The organism is Terrirhizobium terrae, from assembly GCF_030323265.1.
GTDB lineage: Bacteria > Pseudomonadota > Alphaproteobacteria > Rhizobiales > Rhizobiaceae > Neorhizobium.
Map to the genome: position 1 here is coordinate 87550 of NZ_CP104990.1, position 22103 is coordinate 109652.

A 22103-nucleotide genomic window follows, 5' to 3' on the forward strand; every position below is an offset into this window, starting at 1 on the left:
TGGAGGACCGACAGACGGGGAGACCGCATGACCGAAGGCCGATACTTTTCTTCCGTGGGCGGCCTGCCGCCCCAGACGCAGCTTCTATCCAGCAAGGCCGTGTTCAAGACGGCCTATGCCGTGATCCCGAAGACGGTGATGAGCGACATCGTCACCAGCGTGCTGCCGCACTGGGAAAAGTCGCGTGCCTGGATCATATCTCGGCCGCTCAGCGGTTTTGCAGAAACTTTTGCCCAGTATATCATGGAGGTTCTGCCGGGCGGCGGCAGCAACCGTCCGGAGCCGGACGCCCGCGCCGAGGCCGCGATCTTCGTCGTCGCGGGCGGCTGCACGATCACGCTCGATGGCCAGGTTCATAAGCTTCGCGAAGGCTCATTCGCCTTTCTTCCGGCGGGCTCGAAGTGGAGCCTCACCAACGCGACGCAGGAAGCCTGCCGCTTTCACTGGGTGCGCAAGGCATTCAAGATCGTCGAAGGACTGGACCCGCCGCCGGCGATCTTCACCCATGAGGACGAATGCGAACTCGCCCCTATGCCGGATACCGACGGCCGCTGGGCGACGACCCGCTTCATCGACCCGTCCGATGTGCGCTATGACATGCATCTCAACATCGTCACCTTCGAGCCCGGCGCGGTGATCCCGTTCATGGAAACCCACATCATGGAACATGGGCTCTATGTGCTGGAGGGCAGGGCGGTCTATCGGCTCAACGAAGACTGGGTTGAGGTCGAGGCAGGGGATTATATGTGGCTGCGCTCCTTCTGCCCGCAGGCATGTTATGCCGGCGGGCCGGGCCGTTTCCGCTATCTCCTCTACAAGGACGTCAATCGCCACGCCGACCTCTGGTAGCTTCGAACGGTGCAGCCGACGGACATCGATCGCGAGCTGGTGACCCGCCATGGCTTTCCGCGCGATAGGGTGGATTAAGTATTGATGGCTGTCACCGCCATGACATTCGTCACTCGCTGCAATTTGTATGGCTTTGATTTTGGAGGAGAAAGATCATGGCTGAAGCATTCATCTGTGACTATATCCGAACGCCGATCGGTCGGTACGGCGGCGCATTAGCCTCGATCCGGACTGACGACCTTGGCGCCATCCCCTCAAGGCATTAGTGTCCCGCCATCCGGGCCTGGATCCTCAGGCAATCGACGAGGTCGTCTTCGGTTGCGCCAATCAGGCTGGCGAGGACAATCGGAATGTCGCCCGTATGTCGCTTCTTCTGGCGGGGTTGCCCACTACCGTCCCCGGCACGACGATCAATCGGCTCTGCGGGTCCGGCATGGATGCGGTCATCACGGCCGCGCGTGCAATTCGTGCCGGCGAGGCGGAGCTCGTCATCGCCGGTGGTGTCGAAAGCATGTCACGCGCACCGTTCGTGATGCCAAAGGCGGAGACGGCTTTTTCGCGTGCCGCGGAAATTCACGATACGACGATCGGATGGCGGTTCGTCAATCCGGCGCTGAAGGCCCTCTATGGCGTGGATTCCATGCCGGAAACCGGAGAAAACGTCGCCGAGGAATATTCTGTAAGCCGTGAGGATCAGGATCGTTTCGCGCTCGCTTCCCAGGCCAAGGCGGCCGCCGCCCAGGCAAACGGCCGGCTGGACATGGAGATCACGCCAGTCTCGGTGCCGCAACGCAAGGGAGCGCCCATTGTCGTTGCAAAGGACGAACATCCCCGCACCACCTCGCTCGAAGCGTTGACGAGCCTCCCCACACCCTTTCGCAAGCCTGGTGGAACAGTTACGGCAGGCAATTCCTCCGGCGTAAACGATGGTGCCGCAGCACTCGTCATCGCATCAGAGAAAGCCGTGAAGGCGTTCGACTTGAAGCCGATGGCGCGTATCCTCGGCGGCGCTTCTGCCGGCGTTCCTCCACGCGTCATGGGCATAGGCCCTGCGCCGGCGTCCGAGAAGCTGCTTTCCCGGCTCGGGCTGAGAATTGACCAGTTCGACATAGTCGAACTCAACGAGGCATTTGCCAGCCAGGCGCTGGCCGTGATGCGCATGCTTCACCTCTCGGATGATGATCCACGTGTGAACCGTAATGGCGGGGCGATCGCGCTAGGGCATCCGTTGGGAATGTCAGGTGCGCGTATCACGGGGACTGCTGCGCTGGAAATGCAGGCAAGCAATGGCCGTTATGCCCTGTCCACCATGTGCATCGGAGTAGGACAGGGCATTGCGATTGCTATGGAACGCACGTGAGTAGCTCGCCTGACACGCCATCATCCTGGATGAGACATGCGGCATTCTTCCATGCAAGGCATCGTCGCTGTGTCAGACCTGAGCCTGGCCGCCGTCGGCGAAGAGTTCTGAGCCGTTGACAAAACTTGCATCATCGGTCGCAAGGAACAGCGTCGCCTTGGCGATTTCTTCAGGCTCGCCGACGCGGCCGAGCGGAATGCGTGAGGCGAGATAGTCGAGGAGGTTCTGCCGTTGGTCCTTGTCGTCCCCGGCAAGGTCGACGAGGCCCGGTGTGCGCGTCGCGCCAGGCGATACCACGTTGACACGGATTCCGGTGCCCTTCAGATCGAGCGCCCAGGAGCGAGCGAGATTGCGGACTGCCGCTTTGGATGCGGAGTAGACGGAAAAAGCCGGTGTGCCTTCCGTCCCCGCCGTAGAGCCGGTCAGAACGATCGATGAGCCCGGGCCCATCAGTGGAAGCGATTTTTGAACGGTGAAGATGACAGCCTTCACATTGCGGCCGAACGTGTCGTCAATCTGCTCCTCGGTGATCTGACCGAGTGAAAGCATGGAACCGCCACCAGCGTTGACGACAAGGGTGTCCACACGTCCTTGCTCCGATTTTACCCGGGCGAAAAGCATGTCCAGATCGTCGTTCTTCGCCGAGTCAGCCTGTATGCCGACAGCACCATGGCCAATCTCCGCAACTGCTTGGCTCAAAGCGCTTTCGCGGCGGCCTGTGATGTAGACGCGCGCGCCTTCCGCCGCGAAGAGTTTGGCAGTGGCAAGGCCAATGCCGCTGGTTGCACCGGTTACGACAGCTATCTTATTCGCAAGTCTGTTGCTCATCTTAATCTCCTGATGCGCGCTAAAGGGGAGCCTTGAAGCGCGTCTGTCGAGCTATTGGAATTGTTCGGCAAATGGCGTCGACAACTCTTCGCCTTCCGATGACAGGAAGGTAGTGTCCTGGCTCGTAGCGAAGAAGCCGCTCGTTATGGAGACATTATCCACCCGTATGGATGGTCGCATTCATGCAATGCGCCTGGCGTCGATGCCCTCGAATAGTTTGGCCGCCCAGTCCGAAAATGCGCGCAATCGAGAGTTCGGGAACCTGTTGGCAGGGTAAACCAGGTGAAGGACATGGTTGTCCGGTTTCCAATCCGGCAGGAGTGGTACAAGTACGCCATCTTCTATGCGCGGTCTTGCCAGGAAGCCGAAGCTCTGACCTATTCCAAGGCCAGCCATCAGCGCATTGAGATGTGCGGTGCTCTCATTGACCGAGATGCCGTCGGAAGATGGAACATATTCTGTCTTCTCGTCGCCGCGCCGGAAGCGCAACGGAAACCGTTTTCCCGACAAGGCCGAGAAATAGCTGACCACCCTGTGCGCCTGAATATCGTCAGGGTGCGTCGGCAAGTCTCGGCCTTTGAGATATGCGGGAGCGGCACAGAGCACGTAGTCGAGTTCGCACAACTTCCGTGCCTTCATGGTGGAGTCCGGCAGCAAACCGCCGCGAATGACGCAATCGATACCTTCGCCGACCAGATCTGCTGATCGATCGCTGACGCCAAGTATGAGATCGATATCGGGATACTGAAGTTGAAACTCCGAGAGCGCAGGGATGAGGATTTCGTTTGCCAGTATGGATCCAATGTCCACCCTAAGCTTTCCCTTAGGACTGCTGCGCGAACCAGCGACCGAACCATCCATGTCGTTGAGGTCAGCAAGTAGACGAAGAGCGCGCTCGTGGTAGATGACGCCTTCCGTCGTCATGGTTACCGAGCGGGTGGTTCTTTCGATGAGCTTTATCCCGAGATGGGTCTCAAGATCCTGGACCAGCTTGCTCACAGATGATCGGGGCAGATTCATTGTGTCTGCGGCTTTTGCAAACGATCCGGCTTCGGCTACGCGAACAAAGGTTCGTATGGCGAGAATTTGATCCAATTGGTGACCCGGCTGATCGAAATGTTAGGAGCACTATAGCGAGGTCATTGCCGATGGACATGAATGTTCTTGCGCTCGCGTTTATAATTTTGCTCGTCTTCGCAAAATCGCTCCAAGTTATTTCCTGACCAAAGCCGCTGCAACGCAGCTATTCATGAACCGGATCGATAGGGCCTAGCACGTAGCAGGCCTAATCTTGATACGCCTTAGCCCTACTTCAGGCGTTCTCTCAGTCGCAGCTTCCGAAGCGGCGGCTCACGCCCGTTCTCAAGCACGAAGTGGAGGCCAAGATAGCGCAAATCCATCATCTCGAAATTTCCAGGCGGGGCTTGCTTATCTCGTCAGCCGCGACAGTTGCGTTGACAGGAGCCGCATCCGGTGGTGCGGCAAAAGAAAATTCAGGTCGGTCAATGGCACAGACATCTACCATTTCCTTGAAGGTCAACGGCGAGACGTGTGATCTCGCCATCGACAATCGCACAACCTTACTCGATGCCCTGCGCGAGCACCTGCATCTTACCGGAACCAAGAAAGGCTGCGATCACGGCCAGTGTGGCGCCTGTACGGTGATGGTTGGTGGCCGCCGGATCAATTCCTGTCTGACGCTCGCCGTCATGCACGATGGCGACGAGGTGACGACGATCGAGGGTCTTGGCCAACCTGGCAATATGCACCCGATGCAGGCGGCCTTCGTCAGGCACGATGGCTTCCAATGCGGATACTGTACCCCCGGACAGATCTGTTCATCGGTGGCGATGCTCGAGGAAATCAAGGCAAATATCCCGAGCCACGTCACCGGAAACCTCACCACCCAGACAACGATCTCCGAAGCTGAAATCCGCGAACGCATGAGCGGCAATATCTGTCGCTGCGGTGCCTATTCGAACATTGTCGAGGCCATTGTCGAAGCTGCGGGGACACGAGCATGAAAGCCTTCACGTATGAGCGCGCATCATCAATCGAAACGGCGGTAAAATCAGCTGCGACCAATCCGAACGTCAAGTTCATCGCCGGCGGCACGAACCTTCTCGATCTGATGAAGCTGGAAATCGAAACCCCGACGCATCTGATCGATGTCAACGGCCTGGGGCTGGACAAGATCGAAGCGACGCCGGCCGGTGGGCTGAGGATCGGCGGCCTTGTACGCAACACCGATCTAGCCGCTCATGAAATCGTCCGGCGCGACTATGGTCTGCTGTCGCGAGCGTTGCTCGCCGGCGCATCGGGGCAGCTTCGCAACAAGGCGACGACGGCCGGAAACCTCCTCCAGCGCACCCGCTGTCCCTATTTCTACGATACTGCCCAGCCATGCAACAAAAGGCAGCCGGGCAGCGGCTGTTCCGCCCTTGGTGGCTTCAGCCGCCAGTTGGGCGTGGTCGGGGTCAGCGATGCCTGCATTGCCACGCATCCCAGCGACATGGCGGTCGCAATGCGGGTTCTCGATGCGGTCGTGGAGACCGTACAGGCCGATGGAAGTGAACGATCCATCAAGATCGGGGAGTTTTACCGCTTGCCGGGTGACCAACCCCATATCGAAACAGTGCTTGAGGCAGGCGAATTCATCAAGGCGGTCACACTTCCGCCTCCGATGGGCGGTCGGCACATCTATCGGAAAGTCCGCGATCGGGCGTCCTATGCCTTTGCGCTGGTCTCCGTTGGTGCCGTGATCCAGCCCGATGGTGAAGGCAGGATGGCGGTCGGCGGTGTCGCGCACAAACCCTGGCGGGTTGAGGAGGCGGACGCTGCCTTGTCCAGGGGGCGAAGGCTGCGAGCGCCATCCTGCTCGCCGATGCCCGCCCGACCGAGCAGAACAAGTTCAAGATCGATCTCGTCGAGCGCACGCTTGATGCGGTGATAAGAGAAGCAAGGGGTTGAGCCATGAAGTTCGAAACACCCGCGAAAACCAACCCTATCGACAACCTCAAAGTGGTTGGGCAGCCCATCCATCGTATCGATGGCGAGTTGAAGACGACAGGCCGGGCGATCTATGCCTATGAGTGGCATGATCCCCATATGAAATATGCCTATGGCTATCCGGTCGGGTCGGCTATCGCAAAGGGTCGGGTCAAGTCGATGGATGTGGCGGCCGCCGAGAATGCGCCCGGTGTTTTGGCTGTCGTCACAACGCTCTCTGTCGGGGAGCTGCAAAAAGGTCAGTACAATACTGCCAAGCTATTCGGTGGCGACGAGATCCAGCACTACCATCAGGCGATAGCGGTTGTCGTAGCCGAAACCTTCGAGCAGGCCCGTGCCGCAGCAAGTCTCGTCAAGGTCGAGTATGAAGAGGCAAATGGCGTGTTCGATCTTGCCGGCGCGCGCAGCGATGCAATCAAGCCGAAAGATGCCGGCGGCGCACCGCCGGACACGGCAATTGGCGATTTCGAGGGCACGTTCCGCTCGGCCGAAATCACTCTGGACGAAACCTATACGACCCCCGATCAGTCGCACGCGATGATGGAGCCTCACGCCTCGATTGCTGCATGGGATGGTGGCGAGCTGACGCTTTGGACATCAAGCCAGATGATCGATTGGTGGCGGTCGGATCTTGCGGCAACTCTCGGCATCGACAAGGACAAGGTGCATCTGATGTCGCCGTTCATCGGCGGCGGCTTCGGCGGCAAGCTGTTCTTGCGGGCGGATGCAGTACTTGCAGCATTCGGAGCCAAGGCGGCCGGCCGTCCGGTCAAGGTTGCTCTGCCACGCCCGTTTATCGCCAATAACACCACTCACCGTCCGGCAACGATCCAGCGCATCAGGATCGGTGCAACCAGGGACGGCAAAATTACTGCGATCGGTCACGAAAGCTGGTCCGGGGATCTTGCCGGCGGGGGACCGGAAGCGGCTGTGCTGCAGACCAGGCTGCTCTATGCCGGTGAAAATCGCATGACGGCCCTGCGTCTGGCGGAACTGAACCTTCCGGAAGGCAATGCCATGCGGGCGCCTGGCGAAGCGCCAGGCTTGATGGCGCTCGAGATCGCCATAGATGAACTGGCCGAAAAACTCGGTATCGACCCGATCGAGTTTCGAATTCTCAATGATACGCAGGTCGATCCCGAGAAGCCCGAAAGACCATTCTCTCAGCGCAATCTCATCGGCTGCCTCAGGCTGGGCGCTGAGCGTTTCGGCTGGAACAGTCGCGGCAAGGTGGGCTCTAGACGGGAGGGCGATTGGTTGATCGGCATGGGCGTTGCTGCCGGCTTCCGAAACAATCTCGTCATGCCGTCCGGCGCCCGTGTCCGGCTGAGCAGCGATGGTGCCGTAACCGTCGAGACCGATATGACGGACATCGGCACCGGCAGCTACACGATCATTGCCCAGACCGCAGCGGAGATGATGGGTGTGAGCCTCGATAAGGTCGGCGTCCAGCTCGGGGATTCCCGGTTCCCGATCTCGGCGGGATCCGGTGGTCAGTTCGGTGCGAACTCCGCAACATCGGGTGTTTATGCAGCCTGCGTCAAGTTGCGCGAAGCAGTGGCCAAGAGGCTTGGTTTCAACTCCGCCGACGTTGTGTTTGAAAACGGCGAGGTCCGGTCGGGAAACCGTTCGGTGCCGCTTGCCGAAGCTGTTGGCCCGGAAGAACTCGTCGGCGAAGATACGATGGAATGGGGTGATCTGACCGATACCTATCAGCAATCGACCTTCGGCGGCCATTTCGTCGAGGTTGGCGTCGATATAGCCACCGGAGAAACGCGCATTCGACGCATGTTGGCCGTATGTGCAGCCGGCCGGATCATCAATCCGATCACCTCGCGCAGTCAGGTGATCGGAGCGATGACGATGGGGGCAGGACTGGCTCTCTCTGAGGAACTGGCCGTCGATACGCGGCGTGGATTCTTCGTGAACCATGACCTCGCCGGTTACGAGGTGCCCGTACATGCCGACATTCCTCATCAGGACGTCATCTTCCTGGATGAGACGGATCCGATGTCGTCGCCGATGAAGGCAAAGGGTATCGGCGAGCTTGGTCTGTGCGGCGTCTCTGCCGCGATTGCCAACGCGATCTACAACGCGACAGGTGTGAGGGTGCGGCATTATCCGATCACACTCGACAAGGTGATCAGCGGTTTGCCGAAGGTCGCCTGACCGCGGAGGGTGGCGGCCATCCTAGGCCGTCACCGCAGCCTTTTGCTGCGAGCACCGATGCGGCGCGCAACGCTCAACGATTGTCCGACGACCTAAAACTCGGTTCTCGACGCCGTTGACCGACCAGCGCGCACGGAAAGCAGCTGAAAGTATATGTTTCTCTGTATCGTGAAATCCGATATGCATGCATGATTATGATATGCAGGTTTTCACCATGAACCAGAAATTCCTCGTTATAGATCCAGAGAAAGACTTGGCCGCGATCAAGGGCGTATCTTCCTTGCCCCGCATTAAGCTATTGAAAGAGCTGTCGAAACGGCCAGGCCTGAACATCAATGATCTGGCGCAGGCTGCAAATCTACCCCAATCTTCCGTCTCCACACACCTGCAGGTGCTGGAGAAGGCAGGGCTGGTGCGTATCGAAGTGCAAAAGGCGCGCAAGGGCAACCAGAAAATCTGCTTCGCCATCTATGACGAACTGATCGTCACCTTTCAGCCGAAGACGCAGGAACTGGCATCCGATCTGATCGAGGTGTCGATGCCGCTAGGGCTTTATACAAATAATGCCGTCACGGCACCCTGCGGCATCTGCTCGACGGAGGGTATCATCGGTCTTCTCGATGTTCCGGAAACCTTCATGGATCCCGAACGGATGAAGACGAACCTGCTCTGGTTCACCAGCGGCTTTGTCGAATACCAGTTTCCGAACAATGCCAAGCTGCGCGGCGATGCGATCGAGGCGGTTGAAATTGTTATGGAAGTCAGCTCGGAAGTGCCGGGGACGCTGTCCAATTGGCCATCCGATATCATGCTGTCCATCAATGGGCACGAGATCGGTGTATGGACGTCGCCGGGTGATTTCGGCGACCGGCGCGGCACCTATACGCCCGGCTGGTGGAAGCTTAAAGGTTCGCAATACGGCATGCTCAAGACATGGTCGGTGACAGAGGCCGGTACCTATGTGGACGGGCTTAAGATCTCCGATGTGACGACATCGCATCTGTCCCTCGACGATCACCGGTCGATCCGCGTGCGCATCGAGGTCAAGGCCGAAGGCAAGCATCCCGGCGGTCTCAACATCTTCGGGAAAGGTTTTGGAAACTACGACCAGGACCTGCTGCTGCGCCTGAAAACAAGGCGATAAGTCCTATTTTTGAGCCGCGCGGTGCCGGTTTTTGCTGCGGTGCGTCACAATTTCCCCATTGACATCACTGGGTATCTCTCGTGAGTATATCGAAAAATACGATTTATATCGTTTTTGTGATTGCTTCTGGGAGGAATGAGCATGAAGGCACGTGTGGCCGTCCATCGGGATTTCAAGATCAGCACCATCGACGAACGGCTCTATTCCGCCTTCATCGAGCATATGGGGCGCGCCATCTATGGCGGCATCTACGAGCCCGGCCACCCGCAGGCGGATGCGAACGGATTTCGCAAGGACGTGCTCAAGTTTGTTCAGGACCTGAAGATCCCGGCGATCCGCTATCCGGGCGGCAATTTCGTTTCCGCCTATCGCTGGGAAGACGGTATCGGCCCGCGTGACCAGCGCCCGGTGCGCCTCGACCTCGCCTGGCGCTCCAAGGAGACCAACCAGGTCGGCATAAACGAATTCGCCGATTGGTCGAAAATGGCCGGCATCGAGATGATGCTCGCCGTCAATCTAGGCTCGCGCGGCCTGGAAGACGCCCGCAACTTCCTCGAATATGTCAACTTCCCCGGCGGCACGACCTGGAGCGACCTGCGCCGCTCGCATGTCGACAATGACGGCTATGGCGTGAAGATGTGGTGCCTGGGCAACGAGATGGATGGTCCCTGGCAGATCGGCCACAAGGTGGCGACCGAATACGGACGGCTCGCCAACGAGACCGCCAAGGCCTTCAAGGGCTTCGACAAGTCGATCGAGGCGATCGTCTGCGGCAGTTCCAACGATGGTATGGCGACCTATCCCGAATGGGAGCGCGAGGTGCTGGAGGAGTGCTACGAGAATGTCGACTATATCTCGCTGCATAAGTATTTCGGCAACAGCAGCAAGGACACGCTCAACTATTTCGGCAAGATCGAGGAGACCGGTCGCTACATCCAGACGATTGCCGGAGCGATCGACTACGTGAAGGCCAAGAAGCGGGCGAAGAACGACGTCTATATCTGCTTCGACGAATGGAATGTCTGGTACCATATCCGCGAGGAAGACAGCCATCGCTGGCGCACCTGGGACTGGCCCGAAGCCCCGGCGCTGCTGGAAGAGACATACAATTTCGAGGACGCGCTGTTTGTCGCCGGGCTTCTCAACGAGTTCATCCGCCGTTCCGACCGCGTGCGCATTGCCTGCATCGCCCAGCTCGTCAACGTGATCGCGCCGATCCGCGCGGAAAAGAACGGCCCGGCATGGCGCCAGACAATCTACCATCCCTATCGTTTCGCCTCGATCTATGGTCGCGGGGATGCGTTGAACGTCGCGGTCGACGCGCCGACCTATGACTGCAGCGTTGCCGACGATGTCTCCTATCTCGATGTCGCCGCCGTCCATAACCGTGAGGAAGGGCTGCTGACGCTCTTCATCGTCAACCGGCACCTGACGGAAGCGGCCGATCTCGATATCGGCCTGACCGGATTTGCAGACCTGGCGCTGGTCGAGCACCACGCGATGGAGGGCTATGGCCTCAACGAAACGAATGGCCCCGACAAGCCGGATCATGTCGTGCCGAAGGCGGGCTCCGGTATCGGCGTCGAGGACGGCAAGGTCAAGGGATCGCTCAAGGCCCTGTCATACCACGTGCTGCGTCTCAAGGTCGGTTGAGGCGGCACGATGGGTATCACCATACGCAATGTCAGCAAAAGTTTCGGTTCCGTCGGCGTCATTCACGATGTCAGCATGGATATTCCGACCGGCGACTTCGCCGTCTTCGTCGGGCCCTCCGGCTGCGGAAAATCGACGCTGCTGCGGATGATCGCGGGGCTCGAGGATACGAGCGCCGGGACGATCTCGATCGAGGGACGGGACGTGACCGAGGTCGAGCCCGCCCAGCGCGAGGTCGCCATGGTCTTTCAATCCTATGCGCTCTATCCGCATCTGACCGTCTACGAGAACATGGCCTTTTCGCTGAAGCTGAAGAAGACGCCGAAGGCCAGGATCGACGAAATGGTGCATGAGGCGGCCCGCATCCTGCACCTGGAGGAACAGTTGAAGAAACGTCCGTCGGAGCTTTCCGGCGGCCAGCGCCAGCGTGTCGCGATCGGCCGCGCCATCGTGCGCCAGCCGAAGGTGTTTCTGTTCGACGAGCCGCTGTCGAACCTCGATGCGGAACTGCGCGTGCAGATGCGGCTGGAGCTTGCCAAGCTGCACAAGCAGATCGGCGCGACGATGATTTACGTCACCCATGACCAGGTGGAAGCGATGACGCTCGCCGACCGCATCTTCGTGCTTAAGCGCGGTAAGCTGCAGCAGGCAGGGCGTCCGCTTCAACTCTATGACGATCCCGACAACCAGTTCGTCGGCGGCTTCATCGGTTCGCCGGCGATGAATTTTCTCGATGGCCGCGTGGTTGGCCGCGAAGGTGATATGCTGCGTGTGGCGCTCGATGGGCTGGGCCATGAGCTTCTGGCCAGGGTCGCGGGCGGGGTTGCCGATGGTGCCGCCGTCAAGGTGGGCTTGAGACCCGAACATCTCAACCCGACGGAAGGCGGCTTCCAGGCCGTGGTGGAGATGGAGGAGGATCTCGGCGGCGTGTCCTACCTGCACGCCCGCCTGCCGACGGGCAAGGAAATCGTGGTGGAAACGCGTGGCCGGCGCGAGAGCCTGGACGGCCGCTCCGTTACGCTTTCGGCCGATGCGCAGGACGTGCTTGTCTTTGCAGAGGACGGAAGCCGGCTGCGCTGACAGGCTGACATGCAGTGACTGAAACCGCCGCCATCGGGAGAATGGCGGCCTGATCTTTGGAGGAGATCCGATGCGATACAGAAGACTTCTTGCAGCCGGCGCGATGGCGCTGATGGCGATGCCGGCCCTTGCCCAGGAAAACATCACCTGGTGGGACTTTTTGAGCGGCGGTGACGGGGTGCGGATGAAGGCCCTGATCAACCGTTTCAACGAGGAACATCCGGATATCAAGATCACCGGCACGACGCTGGAATGGGGCATTCCCTACTACACCAAGGTGCGCACGGCAGTCGCGGTCAAGCAGGGGCCGGATATCATGACCTATCATCTGTCCCGCCTGCCGCTGGGGCTTGAGGAAGGTGCGCTCGACGAGATCACCGACGAGGACCTGAAGAATGCCGGCGTGGCGAAGAGCGATTTCTTCGACGCGGCGGTCGGAGCGGCGACCGGCGACGACGGCAAGCTTTATGCCGTGCCCTTCGATATCCATTCGATCGTGCTCTATTATAACAAGAAATACCTCGAAGGCTCCCGTTTCCTCGATGCTGACGGCAAGCTGACGGGCATTCAGAGCCTCAAGGACTTTGAGGAGGCGATGGCGGCCGCCAAGGAGAAGGGTGCCGAGGCTCCCGTCACCTATGCGACCGGCGATGACGGCGGTACCTACCGCGTCTTCTATACGCTCCTGCGCCAGCAGGGCGGCGAACTGATCAAGGACGGCCAGGTCCTGCCCGGCGACAGCCTGGAAAAGGCGTCCAAGGCGATCGAGGTGATGACCAACTGGGGCACAAACGGCTGGCAGCCGGAACAGGCGGCCTATGAGGCCTCGGTTGCGCTCTTCACCTCCGGCAAGTCCGCCTTCATGCTGAACGGCGTGTGGGAAGTGCCGACCATGGTCGATCTCGCCAAAAAGGGCACGCTGGGCTTCGAATGGGGCGCCGTGCAGGTGCCGAACCTGATGGGCACCGCGACCACCTGGGCGGATTCGCACGCCTTCGCCATTCCGAAAGATACCGGCATGTCGCCGGAAAAGCGCAAGGCGGTGATGACCGTGATCGGCTGGATGGAGAAGAACGCCATCTCCTGGGCCGATGCCGGCCATATCCCGGCCTACAAGCCGGTCGCCGAGAGCGACGACTTCAAGAAAATGGAGCCGAATGCGACCTATTCGTCGCTCGCAGACAGCGCCTCCTACGATCCGCGCTCGCCGATCGCAGGGGTTGCTTCGCCCGCCTATGACGCTGCAATCAACGTCATCTCTCCGGCAATTCACGGCTATGCCGAGCCGATGGCGGCGGCCGAGCAGGCGAAGTCCGACCTTGAAGGCGCGCTGAAATAAGATCGCAAGGCGGCCGCGTCTTCGCATGATGCGGCCGCCGCTTTTCGATGTCCGGGAGGTATCCACGTGGCAATGCTGACCAATCGACGCAAGGAAGTCGCCGTGGCTGCGACGCTTGTAGCGCCGTTCGTGCTAACCTTCGCGCTCGTCTTTCTCTTCCCCGCCATCAGGCTCGTTGAACTCAGCCTGACAAATTCGCCGCTGATCGGACCTGGCGAGTGGGTAGGGCTCGACAATTTCAAGCGTCTCCTGACCGACAAGCTGTTTCTGACGTCGCTGAAGAACAATGGCTACTTCATTCTCCTGACGGTGATCCCGACAACGGCGCTGGCGCTCGGTATCTCGCTGATGATCACGCGGCTCAGGGGATCGCTGCAGGCGCTGGCGCTCGCCATCTTCTTCCTGCCCTATATCCTGCCAGTCTCGGTCGTTACCCAGATCTGGACCTGGATGCTCGATTTCCAGTTCGGCGTGCTGCAGCCCGTCATCAGCTTCTTCTACGGAAAGCCCGTTCCAGTCTTCAAGAACCCCTATTGGGTCATGCCGATGGTCGCCATGGTGACGATCTGGTGGACGAACGGCTTCAATGTCCTGCTGTTCATCGCAGGCCTGCGCAACATCCCGAAGGATTATTACGAGGCCGCGCAGCTTGACGGCGCGACACGGTTTCAGCTGTTCACCAAGGTCACCTGGCCGCTGCTCTGGCCGGTTACGGCGCTGGTACTGACATTGCAGCTCATCCTGCAGCTTAAGATCTTCGACCAGGTCTATCTCTTAAGCAGCGGCGGGCCGTTCAACTCGTCCTATGTGCTGCTGCTGATGGTCTACCGCGAAGCCTTCCAGCTCAATCACGGCGGCTATGCGTCCGCGATCGCGCTCGTTCTCTTCGTCGTCATTGCCGTGCTTTCGGTGCTGCAGTTCCAGCTTCTGCGCGCAGGAGGCCGCCGATGAATATCCGTAAACTCGAAAACGGCGTGCTGACGGTCGGTACTTTCCTCGCCGCAGCGCTCTGGATCTTCCCGCTCTACTGGGCCTTCATCACCTCGATCCGCAGCGAGGAGCGGGTCGTGTCGGCAGAGGCAGGCGTGTTGCCAGACGAGTTCAACCTCGCGGCCTATGTCGACATCCTGTGGAACTCCAATATCGTCAACTGGTATATCAATTCCATCGGCACCGCCGTCATCATCACCTTCACGGTGATCGTTTCCGGCATGATGTGCGCCTATGCGATCTCGCAGCTGAAATTTCCCGGCCGCCGCATTCTCTATGGCGTGGTGCTGGCAAGCTTCATGGTGCCGACGCAGGCGCTGGTCGTGACCCAGTTCATCCTGATGAACGATCTTGGCCTCATCAATACCTGGGCCGGCATCATCCTGCCGCAGTTGATCGTGCCGGTCGTCATCATCGTCTACAAGCAGTTTTTCGATGCGGTGCCGAAGGAAATGCGCGAGGCAGTCGTGCTCGATGGCGGCGGCGACTATACGCTGCTTTTCAAGATCTACCTGCCGCTCAACTGGGGCATTACGACAGCGCTCGCCATCATCACCTTCATCATGGCCTGGAACCAGTTCCTCTGGCCCTTCCTAGCGGTGACCACCGAAAACAAGATGACGATTCCGGTCGGCATCACGCAGGTCAACGACGCCTTCGGCGTGTTCTATGCCCGCCTGATGTCGGTTGCCCTTCTCGGAGCCATGCCCGTTGCGATCGCCTATCTGATCTTCCAGAAGAAAGTGACCGAGGCAGTCATGATCTCGTCCGGTGTCAAAGGGTAGCTATCTTGATTTGATGGTGACCGCCGTGCCAGGCGCTCCTGCTTCCAGGTCGTAGGCCAAGCCTATCGCCATTGCGCTACGGCGATTGCGGCGGCATCGATCCAATTTGCAACATCACGGTTGGACTGCTCTCGAAAGTCTGAGGCAGGGCAAGGCTGATGATCGGCACCGCCAAGCGGTCAGCGGCGGGCCGATCTTTCGCGCGGGCAAGCTTGTGTAACAAGCTGCAACAATATTGCAAAGCGGCAGCAACTCCCCGGTTCTAGGGTCAAAACTCAATCAGGATGGGTGTTCTGTTGAACGGGATAGGATTGAATGGAAGCGAACAAGCGCAAGGCAAGATCCGAAGGTCTTGTCGAGCATTGTTCGCGGGCGTCGGAGAAGTTTGAAAGTGATTGGCACTTCCCCTCCTACTCAGGCACAAAATACAGCTTGCAGAACACCCATCCTGATTGAGTTTTGACCCTAGACCTCCTTGCACATCGCGCGATCGCCAACGCGGTCAGGTGCCCATAGCTGGCGTCGCGGGCTTGGTTTCGTCAAGCGCAATCATCCATCGACCATAAAACGAAAAGGCAAGCCGATGCGATGCACAAGAACCGACTTCTTGGGCTCTACGACCTACATCTTTCGGCATGGCATGAGCGCAGGGCTCATGGCCCTCGCATTGTTGCTGACCGCCTGTAGCGGCAGCGGCGAGACGCAATCGGAAGAGGCGGCTCCCAAGTCAGTCAAGGTCGTGCAGCCTCAGACTGCACGGATCACCAGATACCTTCATCAAACGGGTACGGTCAGGGCTCTCGAGAGCGTCGATCTGACAGCGCGTGTTTCAGGCTATCTTAAGTCCATCGGCTATAGGGACGGCTTTGAGGTCAAAGCCGGGGATCCGCTTTTCCTCATCGAGCCGGATCAATACGAAGCCCAGATGCAGCAGGCCAAGGCGGCGGTCGAACAGGCCGAAGCCAGTCTCGACAACGCCCAGATACAGCTGGCGCGACAGGAAGAGCTTGCGCGTTCTTCCACAACGACGCAGGCCAATGTCGACAACGCCCGCTCAAGCCGCGATGAGGCCAGCGCGCAACTTAATTCCGCGAAGGCTTCGCTGACGGAAGCCGAGATCAATCTCGGCTACACGCGCATTCTTGCGCCATTCGACGGCTTCGTCACCGCACATCAGGCGGATGTCGGAGCCTTGGTCGGGAGCGGCAGCCCTACGACGTTAGCAACCATCGTCAAGCTCGACCCCATCCATGTTACATTCTCGATCCCGGACACCGACATGCTGCAGCTGCGCAAGCGCGCCCGTGCGCGCGGGATCAACCCGGAGGATCTCGACAGGATTACCGTCGAGGCGGCAACCATGGTCGATGATGGTTTCCCCTATCGTGGCAAGCTGGATTACATTGCGCCACAGACCGATGAGGGGACAGGTACGCTTTCGGTGCGGGCTATCTTCGACAACAAGAACCGCGACCTCGTGCCCAATCTTTTCCTGAGACTTCGCATTCCCATGGGTGAGATCACGGATGCCGTGCTCGTACCTCCGACCGCGATCGGTACCGATCAGGAGGGGCGCTATCTGCTGGCCGTCAATGGCGCTGGCGAGGTCGAGCGGCGCGCGGTCACGCTTCTGGAGCGCAGCGATACGCTGCAGCAGATCAAGGGAGAGGTGCAGGCTAACGACTGGATCGTGCAGAACGTGGCCTCCGGCATTCGTGCGGGAGAAAAGGTCGAAAAGAAGCCTGTTTCCATGACTTCGGATGCAGATGCCGGCGTTAAGGCTGAAGGCCGGTCGCAAGACAGCGCCACGCCAGCGGCCAAATGATCGGGTAATTGAATGTTCTCAAGGTTCTTCATCGAGCGGCCGGTACTGGCCAATGTCATTGCGCTTTTGACCATCCTCATCGGTGCGCTTGCCTTTCGCGCGCTCCCCATCGCCCAGTATCCCGATATCGTGCCGCCGACCGTGCAGGTGCAGGCCCGTTATCCGGGCGCGAGCGCGAAGACCCTGATGGACACCGTGGCACTGCCGATCGAGCAGCAGGTTAACGGTGTTCCGGGCATGCTCTACATGCAGTCGAACAGTGCCAGCGACGGGTCCTATTCGCTGACGGTGACATTCGATATCGGGACCGATCCCGATGAGGCGCAGATCCTGGTACAGAACCGTGTGGATGCCGCCAATGCCCAGCTTCCAAGCTCGGTGCAGTCGCAAGGCGTCACAGTCCGCAAGCGGTCGACGTCGATCCTCGCCTTCGTAACGCTTGATGCGACTGATCCGAACCATGACAGCCTCTTCCTTGCCAATTATGCCACGATCAACCTGAAGGATGAGATCGCTCGCGTTCCCGGTGTCGGCGACGTCACCGTGTATGGCGCGGGTGACTATGCGATGCGTGTCTGGCTTGATGCGGATCGATTGCAGGCCCGTGGGCTCAAGCCGTCCGATGTGGTGAGCGCGATCCAATCTCAGAGCCAGACCGTATCAGGTGGGCAGATCGGCATGCCTCCGGTGGATACCGGGCAGGGCTTCCAGATGCCGATCGAGATATCCGGCAGGCTCGACCAGGTCGAGCAATTCGAGGATGTGATCGTCAAGACGGATACCGAGACCGGCGCCATCACCTCATTGCGTGATGTCGCTCGCGTTGAACTCGGCTCGAAGTCCTACAGCCAGGTCTTCCGGGTCAACGGCAAGGCTTCCGCTTCACTTGCTATCAGCCAGCTGCCAGAGGCGAACGCGCTGGACGTGGCACAGGCCGTCGAAAGCCGCATGAGCGAGTTGGCGAAAGCATTTCCACAGGGCCTGACCTATTCCGTGCCATTCAACACCACGGCCTTCGTCAACGCCGCCGTGGAATCCGTCTATGCGACCTTGATCGAGGCCTGTTTCATCGTCCTCGTCGTCATCCTGCTGTTCCTGCAGGACTGGCGGGCCATGCTTGTGCCGGCGACGACCGTGCCCGTGACATTGATCGGCGCATTCGCGGCGATGGCGATGCTCGGATTTTCGATCAACATGTCGACCCTGTTCGCGCTGGTTCTGGCAATCGGCATCGTCGTCGACGACGCTATCGTCATTGTCGAAGGCGCCGCCCGTCACATGTCCGATGGGTTGAATGGACCGCAAGCCGCCGAGAAGGCGATGGACGAATTGTTTGGCCCTATTATCGGCATTACGCTCGTCCTCGTCGCAGTCTTCCTGCCCGCCGCCTTTCTCCCCGGCCTGACCGGCAAGCTCTATCAGCAGTTTGCCCTCGTTATAGCCGCGACGGCGATCATCAGCGCGATCAATGCGATAACGTTGAAACCTGTACAGGCTGCACTCTGGATGCGGCCGATCAAACCGCTAGAGCAGCGCAATTTCGTCTTCCGCTGGTTCGAGCATGGGTTCAATCGCATGGAGGATGGCTATGCTGCATTCCTCGGCTGGCTTATGCGCTTTCGCTATCTGGTCGCTGTCTTCACGGCTGCGATCGTAGCCCTTGCCTTTGTCGGCCTATCGAAAGTGCCGACGGGATTCCTGCCGCTCGAAGATCAGGGCTATCTCGTTGCAGCGGTTCAATTGCCGCCGGGAGCTTCGCTCGAGCGCACCGACCGTTCGTTGAAACAGGTGGAGGCACGGCTGAAGGAGCAGCCCGGCGTCGACAACGTCATCACGGTCGCCGGTGTCTCGCTGCTTGACAACAATGCTCCGCTTCCCAGTGCTGGTCTCGCTTATATCGTGTTGAAACCGTGGGACGAACGCGGCAAGGCACAAAGCCTCCTGCCGATCTATCAGGCGATATCCAAGAGGCTTGCCGACCTCGATGACGGGATCGCAGTCGCGGTGCCTCCACCGTCCATTCAGGGTATCGGCAATACCGCGGGCTTCAGCATGATCGTTGCATTGACCGATGGCAGCGGAGATTTCAATCGGCTGGCAGGGATTGCCGACGACGTCGCCGGCGAGGCCATGAAAAATGAGGCGTTACAAGGCGTACAGGTCAACTCGAATTTCAACTCTCCCCAGCTTGCCGTAACCGTCGACCGGACGAAAGCTGCAACGCTTGGCGTTGCGATCGGTGATGTGTTCGATACCTTGTCCGGTTACCTCGGCTCCGCCTATGTCAACCAGTTCACGCAATTCGGGAAGACGTTCCAGGTTTACGTGCAGGCGGAGGGCTCCTATCGCAGTGTTGCGGAGGGAATTGATCGCCTGCGCGTTCCGAACGCATCGGGTTCGCTCGTGCCAATCAGCAGCATCGTCACGGTGAGCGAGGCGATCGGTCCGTCGCTTATCTCTCTCTACAACATGCGTCCGTCGACATCGATTGCCGGCCGTCCGCAATCTGACATCAGCTCGGGGGACGCGTTGAAGATCATGGAAAAGGCTGCCGCCAGCGTGCTGCCGACGGGCGCCACTACCGATTGGACAGCGATCTCCTATCAGGAAAAGCTCGCGGGAAATCAGATCTATATCGCTTTCGGTCTGGCGCTCGTGCTTGTCTATTTCGTCCTCGCCGGCCAGTACGGTAGCTGGCTTGGACCATTGCCGGTTATTCTGTCTGTGCCTCTGGCGCTTGCCGGCACCGTCGTCGTCCTCCTCATGCTCGGCCTTCAAAATACGCTCTATACGCAGATCGGGCTTGTCCTGCTGGTCGCTCTGGCTGCCAAGAATGCCATTCTGATTGTCGAATTCGCCCGAGAATTGAGGATAGGGGAAGGCAAGTCACTTGTGGATTCGGCTGTCGTCGCGGGCAGACTGCGCTTCCGGCCGATCCTGATGACCTCGATCGCATTCATTCTCGGGATGATCCCGCTTGTGCTTGCAAGTGGTGCGGGCGCCAGCGCGAGCAAGTCGATTGGTATTTCAGTCGTCAGCGGAATGTTGGTGTCGACCGTTCTTTCCATCTTCGTCGTGCCCGCCCTCTACATGATCGTCCGTGCCGTCGAGGAGCGGTGGGAAAAGAAGAAGGGATAACCTTAGCACTCGATGACGGTAAGCTTCGCACAAGTGTCGAGGCGCAGGAGTCGGATGCAACCAATGAGGGATATTCATGCGTGTTGGATCTTCATCTGATATATATTCTCTTCTAGTCCCAAGGGCAAAATCCAAGGATAATAACGACGGCCCGTCAGACGCTAGCTTGCCATCCGGTCCTGGTGGTGGTGGTTCGGCAGGTATGGGCGCTCTCAGCCATGACGAAGCTGCCGCGGCCTTCTTGGCGCGCCTGGCGAAAAGTAATTTCGATCGCGATGATACCAATGGCGACGGTTATGTCGATCAGAAGGAATACATCGATCGTAACATGCAGACGAGATCCGATGGTTATCAACCTGATCTTGGAGACGTACAGAACAGCTGGAACCGGCTCGATAGCCAAGGAAAAGGTCGCCTGAACGAGCAGGAATATGCTGACGGGTTCTCTTCAGTATTCCAAGCCGCCAGAGGGACTTTCGATAAGCCTTTGCGTTGATCGACTTGCGCCGTCCGATCTGATCGGACGGCGCTTTACAAGTCGTCTAAGCAAAAAGTTCAGCGCGTCTCGGCAACGAATTCTGAATGTCCAGGTCTTGTCCGTGGGGTGACTAGGGATGGTTGTCAAGAATGCTTGCAGCTGAGGCACAATGCCGACCGATGTACGAACAGAAATCCATGATTTGGTAATCAAAGGAGGCTGCGGAAGCCCTGTAGACATTGACTCCTAGATGTTCTGATTCAATTACGAACATGTCCCGCCAAATAGGAGTTAACTGATGGCTGATGATACCAATGTAGAGGCCGCGACGAACGCTGCAACAAATGCACCCGTCACCGCACCCGCAGTCAAGAAAACCCGCAAGCCACGCACGCCGAAAGCTGCTGCTGAAGTTGCCGCGACCACCGATGTCGTGGCCTCTGAAGCACCGGTCAAGAAGACGCGCGCCAAGCGCGGAAGCAAGGTCGCCGAGGTAAAGACGCCGAAGGCTGCTGCTCGCAAGTCCACGACGAAGACAACGGTCGCCCGTAAGGCTGCGACGCCTGCGGCTCGTGCTGCTGAACCGATCGACGACATCGCCGCACTTCTGAAGCTCGAAGAAGAGAACAAGAGCCTTCGCAAGCAGCTCTCTGACAAGCTGCGCGCCGAAAACGCCGACCTGCGCAAGCGCCTGGGACAGAAGTGATTGCGACAATCATCAGCTGACGTGGTCGTCTGTTGAAAGTGCCGGGCCTATAACTTGGTCCGGCACTTGGAATCCGGCTTAACCGCCGTGCCATGCGAAAGGTATGAAATATGAGAACGCCGTGGAGATTTCTGTCTGACCTGGTCACGAGAAAGCCGACGGCAGGTCATGTCGATGACCTTCAAAATGGAGCGAAATCCAACGAGGCTGAAAATTTTCCGTCGACAGACGAGCTTGCAAAGATTGAGCCTGACGCAGTCGAGATTGCGAGGGAACAAGATGGCGCCAAGGCTGACTTGATCCCCTCTGATAACCCTGCAAGTGGCCAGGTCGTTGAAGCGGGAATTGTTCGAGGCGATGACGGCGGGGACGCCGTGGCGCCGCTCGTGGGTGCCGAAGATGCGGCCGATAAGCGTAACAGAGAAGTAGGAAGCGCGAACAGACCTGAAATCCCGTTGTCAGGTGAGGCGACGCTTAACCGAGCCGATCGCGCGGAGGTGGTGGGCGGCGAAGCTCCGGCACCGGTGACAAAGATCAGGAAGACAAAACCGCAAGCCGTTAAGGCAGAGCAGACGACCATCAGCTTCGAGGACCAGAATTCAGGTCCCGCCAGCGGGTCGAACACGGTTTTCGATGAGATGGCGGAGTTGGATGCGGAAATCGCCGTGTTGAGAAAACGGCTCGCAGAGAAACTGGCTGTGCAGAATGAACAGCTGAGGCAAATGGTGAAGCGGTTCGACAGAATTTAGC

17 protein-coding genes and 2 pseudogenes are annotated in these 22103 nt (G+C 59.0%); 17 read left to right on the forward strand and 2 right to left on the reverse strand.

The genetic code is table 11. From position 1 onward, the window contains the following. Nucleotides 1–27 precede the first annotated feature (27 nt). Together N7E02_RS00440 and pcaF are read left to right on the forward strand one after the other, a co-directional pair. The gene (locus tag N7E02_RS00440) at nt 28–849 is read left to right on the forward strand and encodes a bifunctional allantoicase/(S)-ureidoglycine aminohydrolase (protein WP_286578169.1); all 822 of its coding nucleotides are present in this window, start codon (nt 28–30) and stop codon (nt 847–849) included. Nucleotides 850–1004: 155 nt separating this feature from the next. Continuing rightward, a pseudogene (gene pcaF, locus N7E02_RS00445) lies at nt 1005–2209 on the forward strand (3-oxoadipyl-CoA thiolase). Between the two features lie 72 nt (nt 2210–2281). Here pcaF and N7E02_RS00450 read toward each other — a convergent pair. Beyond that, a complete protein-coding gene (locus N7E02_RS00450) occupies nt 2282–3037 on the reverse strand; it encodes an SDR family NAD(P)-dependent oxidoreductase (protein WP_286578170.1) in 756 nt (251 codons plus the stop codon). A 180-nt stretch (nt 3038–3217) separates the two neighbouring features. Next, a complete protein-coding gene (locus N7E02_RS00455) occupies nt 3218–4132 on the reverse strand; it encodes a LysR family transcriptional regulator (RefSeq protein ID WP_286578171.1) in 915 nt (304 codons plus the stop codon). 278 nt (nt 4133–4410) lie between these two features. On the opposite strand from N7E02_RS00455, the gene paoA reads away from it, so the two are divergent. From paoA to N7E02_RS00530, 15 genes and pseudogenes are all read left to right on the forward strand, one after another. Continuing rightward, nucleotides 4411–5061, forward strand: a complete 651-nt coding sequence (gene paoA, locus N7E02_RS00460) for an aldehyde dehydrogenase iron-sulfur subunit PaoA (protein WP_286578172.1) — start codon at nt 4411–4413, stop codon at nt 5059–5061. Further along, nucleotides 5058–6007, forward strand: a pseudogene (locus N7E02_RS00465) (FAD binding domain-containing protein). Before paoA ends, N7E02_RS00465 begins: the two are co-directional and overlap by 4 nt. 3 nt (nt 6008–6010) lie before the next feature. Then, entirely contained in the window at nt 6011–8215 is a 2205-nt protein-coding gene (gene paoC / locus N7E02_RS00470; protein WP_286578173.1) for an aldehyde oxidoreductase molybdenum-binding subunit PaoC, read from the forward strand. A gap of 214 nt (nt 8216–8429) precedes the next feature. Continuing rightward, entirely contained in the window at nt 8430–9359 is a 930-nt protein-coding gene (locus N7E02_RS00475; protein ID WP_286578385.1) for an ArsR/SmtB family transcription factor, read from the forward strand. Nucleotides 9360–9500: 141 nt separating this feature from the next. Further along, nucleotides 9501–11012, forward strand: a complete 1512-nt coding sequence (gene arfA, locus N7E02_RS00480; RefSeq protein WP_286578174.1) for an arabinosylfuranosidase ArfA — start codon at nt 9501–9503, stop codon at nt 11010–11012. Between the two features lie 9 nt (nt 11013–11021). After that, nucleotides 11022–12092 (forward strand): ABC transporter ATP-binding protein, encoded by a 1071-nt coding sequence (locus N7E02_RS00485; protein ID WP_286578175.1) that lies wholly within the window; start codon nt 11022–11024, stop codon nt 12090–12092. A gap of 70 nt (nt 12093–12162) precedes the next feature. Further along, complete coding sequence (locus N7E02_RS00490; RefSeq protein WP_286578176.1) at nt 12163–13431, forward strand: extracellular solute-binding protein; 1269 nt, start codon at nt 12163–12165, stop codon at nt 13429–13431. 72 nt (nt 13432–13503) lie between these two features. Next, nucleotides 13504–14382, forward strand: coding sequence for a carbohydrate ABC transporter permease (locus N7E02_RS00495; protein ID WP_286578386.1), 879 nt, complete (start codon nt 13504–13506; stop codon nt 14380–14382). Beyond that, nucleotides 14379–15206: a carbohydrate ABC transporter permease gene (locus tag N7E02_RS00500; RefSeq protein ID WP_286578177.1), complete on the forward strand. Its 828-nt coding sequence runs from the start codon at nt 14379–14381 to the stop codon at nt 15204–15206. Before N7E02_RS00495 ends, N7E02_RS00500 begins: the two co-directional genes overlap by 4 nt. Nucleotides 15207–15521: 315 nt before the next feature. After that, nucleotides 15522–15662, forward strand: a complete 141-nt coding sequence (locus tag N7E02_RS00505) for a hypothetical protein (RefSeq protein WP_286578178.1) — start codon at nt 15522–15524, stop codon at nt 15660–15662. Between the two features lie 199 nt (nt 15663–15861). Beyond that, complete coding sequence (locus N7E02_RS00510; protein ID WP_286578179.1) at nt 15862–17031, forward strand: efflux RND transporter periplasmic adaptor subunit; 1170 nt, start codon at nt 15862–15864, stop codon at nt 17029–17031. Between the two features lie 12 nt (nt 17032–17043). Beyond that, complete coding sequence (locus tag N7E02_RS00515; RefSeq protein WP_286578180.1) at nt 17044–20169, forward strand: efflux RND transporter permease subunit; 3126 nt, start codon at nt 17044–17046, stop codon at nt 20167–20169. 76 nt (nt 20170–20245) lie between these two features. Continuing rightward, a complete protein-coding gene (locus N7E02_RS00520) occupies nt 20246–20665 on the forward strand; it encodes a hypothetical protein (RefSeq protein ID WP_286578181.1) in 420 nt (139 codons plus the stop codon). Between the two features lie 280 nt (nt 20666–20945). Continuing rightward, complete coding sequence (locus tag N7E02_RS00525) at nt 20946–21353, forward strand: hypothetical protein (protein WP_286578182.1); 408 nt, start codon at nt 20946–20948, stop codon at nt 21351–21353. Between the two features lie 110 nt (nt 21354–21463). Continuing rightward, complete coding sequence (locus tag N7E02_RS00530) at nt 21464–22102, forward strand: hypothetical protein (RefSeq protein ID WP_286578183.1); 639 nt, start codon at nt 21464–21466, stop codon at nt 22100–22102. Nucleotide 22103 lies beyond the last annotated feature (1 nt).

Coding starts and splice junctions, on each gene's coding strand:
- arfA (WP_286578174.1), top strand. CDS start 9,501: ATGAAGGCACGTGTGGCCGTCCATCGGGATTTCAAGATCAGCACCATC.
- N7E02_RS00500 (WP_286578177.1), top strand. CDS start 14,379: ATGAATATCCGTAAACTCGAAAACGGCGTGCTGACGGTCGGTACTTTC.
- N7E02_RS00440 (WP_286578169.1), top strand. CDS start 28: ATGACCGAAGGCCGATACTTTTCTTCCGTGGGCGGCCTGCCGCCCCAG.
- N7E02_RS00510 (WP_286578179.1), top strand. CDS start 15,862: ATGGCCCTCGCATTGTTGCTGACCGCCTGTAGCGGCAGCGGCGAGACG.
- N7E02_RS00495 (WP_286578386.1), top strand. CDS start 13,504: ATGCTGACCAATCGACGCAAGGAAGTCGCCGTGGCTGCGACGCTTGTA.
- N7E02_RS00505 (WP_286578178.1), top strand. CDS start 15,522: ATGGAAGCGAACAAGCGCAAGGCAAGATCCGAAGGTCTTGTCGAGCAT.
- N7E02_RS00475 (WP_286578385.1), top strand. CDS start 8,430: ATGAACCAGAAATTCCTCGTTATAGATCCAGAGAAAGACTTGGCCGCG.
- N7E02_RS00490 (WP_286578176.1), top strand. CDS start 12,163: ATGCGATACAGAAGACTTCTTGCAGCCGGCGCGATGGCGCTGATGGCG.
- N7E02_RS00525 (WP_286578182.1), top strand. CDS start 20,946: ATGGCTGATGATACCAATGTAGAGGCCGCGACGAACGCTGCAACAAAT.
- N7E02_RS00515 (WP_286578180.1), top strand. CDS start 17,044: ATGTTCTCAAGGTTCTTCATCGAGCGGCCGGTACTGGCCAATGTCATT.
- N7E02_RS00520 (WP_286578181.1), top strand. CDS start 20,246: ATGCGTGTTGGATCTTCATCTGATATATATTCTCTTCTAGTCCCAAGG.
- paoC (WP_286578173.1), top strand. CDS start 6,011: ATGAAGTTCGAAACACCCGCGAAAACCAACCCTATCGACAACCTCAAA.
- N7E02_RS00485 (WP_286578175.1), top strand. CDS start 11,022: ATGGGTATCACCATACGCAATGTCAGCAAAAGTTTCGGTTCCGTCGGC.
- N7E02_RS00450 (WP_286578170.1), bottom strand. CDS start 3,037: ATGAGCAACAGACTTGCGAATAAGATAGCTGTCGTAACCGGTGCAACC.
- N7E02_RS00530 (WP_286578183.1), top strand. CDS start 21,464: ATGAGAACGCCGTGGAGATTTCTGTCTGACCTGGTCACGAGAAAGCCG.